The organism is Anaerovibrio sp. (genome assembly GCF_045637405.1).
GTDB lineage: Bacteria > Bacillota > Negativicutes > Selenomonadales > Selenomonadaceae > Anaerovibrio.
The window spans coordinates 1-5,752 of sequence record NZ_JAZTZI010000041.1 but is presented as its reverse complement, the minus strand read 5'-3'; the positions used below and the strand labels follow the sequence as shown (position 1 = coordinate 5,752).

The window sequence follows — 5,752 nt, the reverse complement described above, 5'->3', positions numbered from 1 at the left end:
CGGACTCTGCACTAGTTACATTCTCGCTTGCAGTGGTCAGGTTAGCCTGAGTGTACTCGAGACGGGACTCAGCGGCACCAATGGTGGTCTGCTGATCAAGAGCCTTCTGGATAGCTGCATCCAGAGCGTTGATAGCAGCGTTAGCCTTAGCCTGAGTTCCAACGGAGATGGTAGAACCATCAGTACCCTGAAGGCCAAGAGCATGAGCCTTCATGTCGGTAAGACCAACCTTGATGGACTGACCAGCCTTGGTACCTACCTGGAGAACGATGGAGTTATCCTCAGAAGCGTTCTGGGCACGGATGGACTCCTCAAATGCATCCAGGGAAGCATTAGCAGCCTTGTTTACATTGCCCTTGTTATCGGTAATGTACATAGTAAAGCCAGCAATCTGGTCGTCAATACCAGCAGTCTTGGCAGACAAAGTAATGGCATTCTCACCAGAAGCAGTGTTTACTGCATTCTTGGAACCATCAATACCGATAGAAGAAGTTGCACTTGCAATTGTAATAGCACCACTAGTCAGCTTGCTAACAGCCTGTGCTAAAGTTGCAGTTGAACCAACCTGCATGGAAGAAGTATAAGTCTTACCATCCTTAACATAGGATACAGTTACAGTATCAGTGCTGTGGATGTTCAGGCTGTCGCCGTTACGGGCTGCCAAATCTACTAACTTAGTAGTACCTGCTGTAGCAGTAGACATGCTCTGGTTAGTCATACGAGTAGTAGTAGCAATGGTCTTCTTATTGTGGGAACCATCTACCAAATACTTGCCGTTGAAGGTAACATTGGCGTTGTCATTGATCTGGTCAATGGACTGGTCAAGCTCCTTCTGGATAGTTGCACGGTCACTATCGGTGTTGGTATCGTTGGCTGCGTTTACTGCCTTTTCCTTCAAAGTCTTCAGGATTTCTACAGTAGAGCTTACAGCACCTTCAGCAACCTTCATCATAGAGCCGCCGTTCTGAGCATTCTGATTTGCCTGATCCAAGGAACGGATCTGAACACGCATTCTCTCGGAAATAGCGTAGCCGGATGCATCATCAGCTGCGCTGTTGATCTTCATACCGGAAGAAACCTTTTCCAAGCTCTTCTTGAGAGCGTTAGTGTTCTTGTTCAGAGTGTTCAGAGTGTTAATTGCGGACATGTTGTTCTTTACAACCATAGCCATGATAAATTCCTCCTTGATTTTAACATTTACAGGCATCCTTGCCTGTTATCAACTTTTTGGGCCAAGGTTTATTTTGGATTTCCTTAGCTCATTTTCATCTATCTGACAATAATATCGGGTGGTAGTTCAAATTACTTAAATATAATTTTAAAAAATTTATTTAAGAAAAAAGAGCCGTCCGTTTGGGCGACTCTTCATATATATCACTGCAAGAGGCTCAGCACATCCGAGGAGCTGTGATTAAACTGACTTAGCATAGCCTGGGCTGATTGGCTCAGGATATTGGCCGTAGCCAAGTCCATGGCGCTTTTGGCTATGTCCGCATCACGGATAGTAGACTCAGCGGCAGTGGTATTCTCCAGCTCCGTGACGATATTGGCATCGGCACTTTCCATGTGGACTATCTGAGCACCTATCAAAGTGTTGGCATCGATGAGATACTGTATCCCCTTATCCAAGGCCCCCTGTATCGGAGTCGGATAATCCTGGCCCAACAGAAATTCCCTCTTTTCGGAGGTCATCACACTGTAGTCATCCAAGGAACCGGCCCCCACCTTGTATCCAAAAATCTGATCCATGGTGGTTTGAGGAATCCGTACATGAATATTGGCACTGGATTTATCCGTATGCTGGATAACCAAATCATTCACATAGGTATTGCGATAATCATTGACTACATTATCGTATACACCATTAGCTATCTTAGCCCCTTTTTCCGTCTGACCGTTGAGGACCGTATACTTACGGTTATCATAGATGGTAATTGTACCAGCCGTATAGTCCGCTGCCACCCGGAAATTCTGACTGGAATTAGCCAAAAACTGAGATAACCCCTGCTTATTCTTGTCGCCGTCACCTCTATAAATAGTTTTTAGCAACGAATCCACACTGTCCACATCAGAGATATCAAAAACAATAGTATCAATATCCATACCGTGACCACCACTGGCTGGACGTGGGTCGTCATTTGGATTTATTCCATCATAAAACAACACATTGACCCATTTATTGGCATCGGTAGCGTCATAGAATCTAAAACCTTGACCATTCAGCTTTCCCGGAATATCTGCACCGGATACCCCACCGAGTATAGAATTAAAGTCTAAAGTGTAATCACGAAGGTCTCCTTGTTTTATTGATACACTTTGACTGTTTCCCTCGGTACCACGAACTGTAGCCCTAATATTAACACCAGTCACTTGTCCAGAAGTATCGGTTACAGCTTCTGCCAAAGAGGAACCAATCTTTGAAACAACCAAATTGGCAAAGGCCTTTGCTACTGTCTGACCTGAGCTTACCGCACTACGAATGCTATTAAGGTCAATCACCGTCGCCCCACTTATCTTAGAAACGCTGTCAATAGTCGGAGATTTGCTGCTATCAATAAATTCATAATATTTCCCATTTCCACTATGATAAATAGCCTTGCCCTTAAAGTATGATATTAAATCTTCTGCGCTGCTATAGCCTGATAAATCAATATTCCAAGTGGCAGTATCACCATCTTTTCCATGCTTCTCATGATGAGTAATCATACTATCAGGTAAAGGTGCAGCATGCGTATATTCATCTCCACCAGGCAAATCCACACCCACTACATCATATAACGAAGGTTCATCAGTAATTGCTCCAGCTTCAATCGTAGTAAGGAGGATTTTTTTTGTTCCAAGGCCTGTATACTTAGAATCATAATCAACATTTACATAATTACTTATTAAATCTGCTAGATCTCTAATAACAAGCTCCACAGCAGACTCACTATTAAGATCAACTTTATGAACATTAGTTCCTCTATAATTTGCACTCATATCATAAGTGAACACAAAAGTTTGTTCACCTTCGGGATACACTATCTTAAATGCCTTATTATTTAATCCATTCTTATTGGTAGTAAAATTTACTCCAATAACTCTAGATTCGTCAGCAGTACCCGTAACACTTTGCGGCAGCAAACGCACATCATTTATTTTATATCCGTCATAAGAGGGCACATCCGTAGATGTACCAAATAAAGCAAATGGACCTGTCTGCCCATCAAGAGTACTTTCACTGCCGGAAACGAAATTAAAACTATCACTACCATCCAGCTTTTCTGCATGGTCCAGCTTGTACCAGCTTTTTACTGCCTCGTCTACCTTGGTTCCTAACAGCAGGTGTTTCCCATTAAAGGTGGTTTCCGCTGCAATATCATTAATTTCATTATAATAATTGGTTATTTCCTTTTGGATAATTGCCCGATCCATATCAGTATTGGTATCATTATGGGCATCAATAACCTTTTCCTTGATGGTGCGCATAAGGTTTATCTGACTTTGGATCGCCCCTTCGGCAACCCGCAACATAGACGCGCCATTCTGCACATTGGCATCCGCCTGATCCAAGGAACGGATTTTTACCCGCATTTTCTCGGAGATAGCATAACCAGAAGCATCATCTCCCGCATTGCGGATTTTCTCCCCCAAGGACAACTGACCAGAGGCTTTCGATTTTTTATTTATATTTCTGTTTAGCGTTCCCAGGATAAATCCTGCAGAAGCATTATTCGCGATTACCATTTACATCCACCGCCTAGCATCCATGCTAAATTATCATCCTTAAAGTAACTATAATAGACTTCAACTTATTAATCGTAATTATAATGTCATTTCTAAAGCTTTGGGCAAAAAAAGTTGACAAACACGAAAAAAGGACCGTCCCGAAGGACGGTCCAAATTTATGGTTGTGTTAATTTGTAACTCTACTATCCAAGAATTACTGGAGCAGGCTGAGTACGTTGGAGCTGCTCTGGTTAGCCTGAGACAGCATGGACTGTGCAGCCTGGAGCAGAACGTTGTTCTTAGTGTAGTTGGTCATTTCCTTAGCCATATCAGCATCACGGATTACAGACTCTGCACTGGTTACGTTCTCACTTGCAGTGGTCAGGTTAGCCTGAGTGTACTCGAGACGGGACTCAGCGGCACCGATGGTAGTCTGCTGATCGAGAGCCTTCTGAATAGCTGCATCAAGAGCGTTGATAGCGGCGTTAGCCTTAGCCTGAGTACCTACGGAGATGGTGGAACCATCAGTACCCTGGAGACCAAGAGCATGAGCCTTCATGTCGGTAAGACCAACCTTGATGGACTGGCCAGCCTTAGTACCTACCTGAAGAACGATGGAGTTATCCTCAGAATCGTTCTGAGCACGGATGGACTCCTCGAATGCATCCAGGGAAGCGTTGGCAGCCTTGTTTACATTACCCTTGTTATCGGTAATGTACATGGTGAAGCCAGCAATCTGGTCGTCAATACCAGCAGTCTTGGCAGACAAAGTAATGGCATTCTCACCGGAAGCAGTGTTGACTGCATTCTTGGAACCATCAATACCGATAGAAGAAGTTGCACTTGCAATTGTAATAGCACCACCGGTCAACTTACTAACTGCAGTTTCCAAATCTCCAATATCCTTAACCATAGCTGAAGACGTGTAAGTCTTCCCATCCTTAACATAGGATACAGTTACAGTATCGGTGCTGTGGATGTTCAGGCTGTCACCATTACGAGCCCGCAATGCAGTCAAATCAGTTGACTTCAGTGTTGTAGTTGACAAGCTCTGGTTAGTCATGCGGGTAGTGGTAGCAATGGTCTTCTTGTTGTGAGAACCATCTACCAAGTACTTGCCGTTGAAGGTAACATTGGCGTTGTCATTAATCTGGTCAATGGACTGGTCAAGCTCCTTCTGGATAGTAGCGCGGTCACTATCTGTGTTGGTATCGTTTGCTGCGTTTACTGCCTTTTCCTTCAGAGTCTTCAGAATTTCAACAGTGGAACTTACAGCACCTTCAGCAACCTTCATCATAGAGCCGCCGTTCTGAGCATTCTGATTTGCCTGATCCAAGGAACGGATCTGAACACGCATTCTCTCGGAAATAGCGTAGCCGGATGCATCATCAGCTGCGCTGTTGATTTTCATACCGGAAGAAACCTTTTCCAAGCTCTTCTTGAGAGCATTAGTGTTCTTGTTCAGAGTGTTCAGGGTGTTAATTGCGGACATGTTGTTCTTTACAACCATAGCCATGATAAATTCCTCCTTGATTTTAAACATTTACAGGCGTCCCTGCCTGTTTTTAGCTTTTGGGCCAAGGCTTCATTTGGTATTGCCCTAGCTCATTTTCATTTATCTGACAATATTATCGGGAGAGAAGCTGAATTACTTAAATATAAATAAAAAAATTTTGAAAATAGAAAAGGACTGGTCCGAGGACCAGCCCAAATGTATGGTTGTATTTTTTTATTAATATTAGTAACCAAATACTTAATTTACTGGAGCAGGCTGAGTACATTGGAGCTGCTCTGGTTAGCCTGAGACAGCATGGACTGTGCAGCCTGTAAGAGAACGTTGTTCTTAGTGTAGTTAGTCATTTCCTTAGCCATATCAGCATCACGGATTACGGACTCTGCACTGGTTACATTCTCGCTTGCAGTGGTCAGGTTAGCCTGAGTGTACTCGAGACGGGACTCAGCGGCACCGATGGAGGTCTGCTGGTCAAGAGCCTTCTGAATAGCTGCATCCAAAGCGTTGATAGCAGCATTGGCCTTAGCCTGA

At 43.8% G+C, this 5,752-nt stretch carries 4 protein-coding genes; all 4 read right to left on the bottom strand.

Annotated elements, in window-relative coordinates; all coding sequences use genetic code 11:
* The coding region (locus tag ACKI5G_RS03225; protein WP_407397604.1) for a flagellin at window positions 1-1,171 on the bottom strand (1,171 nt) is incomplete at its 3' end.
* A 203-nt stretch (window positions 1,172-1,374) separates the two neighbouring features.
* Complete coding sequence (locus tag ACKI5G_RS03220; RefSeq protein WP_407397602.1) at window positions 1,375-3,726, bottom strand: flagellin; 2,352 nt, start codon at window positions 3,724-3,726, stop codon at window positions 1,375-1,377.
* Between the two features lie 196 nt (window positions 3,727-3,922).
* Window positions 3,923-5,224, bottom strand: a complete 1,302-nt coding sequence (locus tag ACKI5G_RS03215; RefSeq protein WP_407397600.1) for a flagellin — start codon at window positions 5,222-5,224, stop codon at window positions 3,923-3,925.
* Window positions 5,225-5,466: 242 nt separating this feature from the next.
* Window positions 5,467-5,752: flagellin (locus tag ACKI5G_RS03210; protein WP_407397598.1), on the bottom strand; the 286-nt coding region annotated here is incomplete at its 5' end.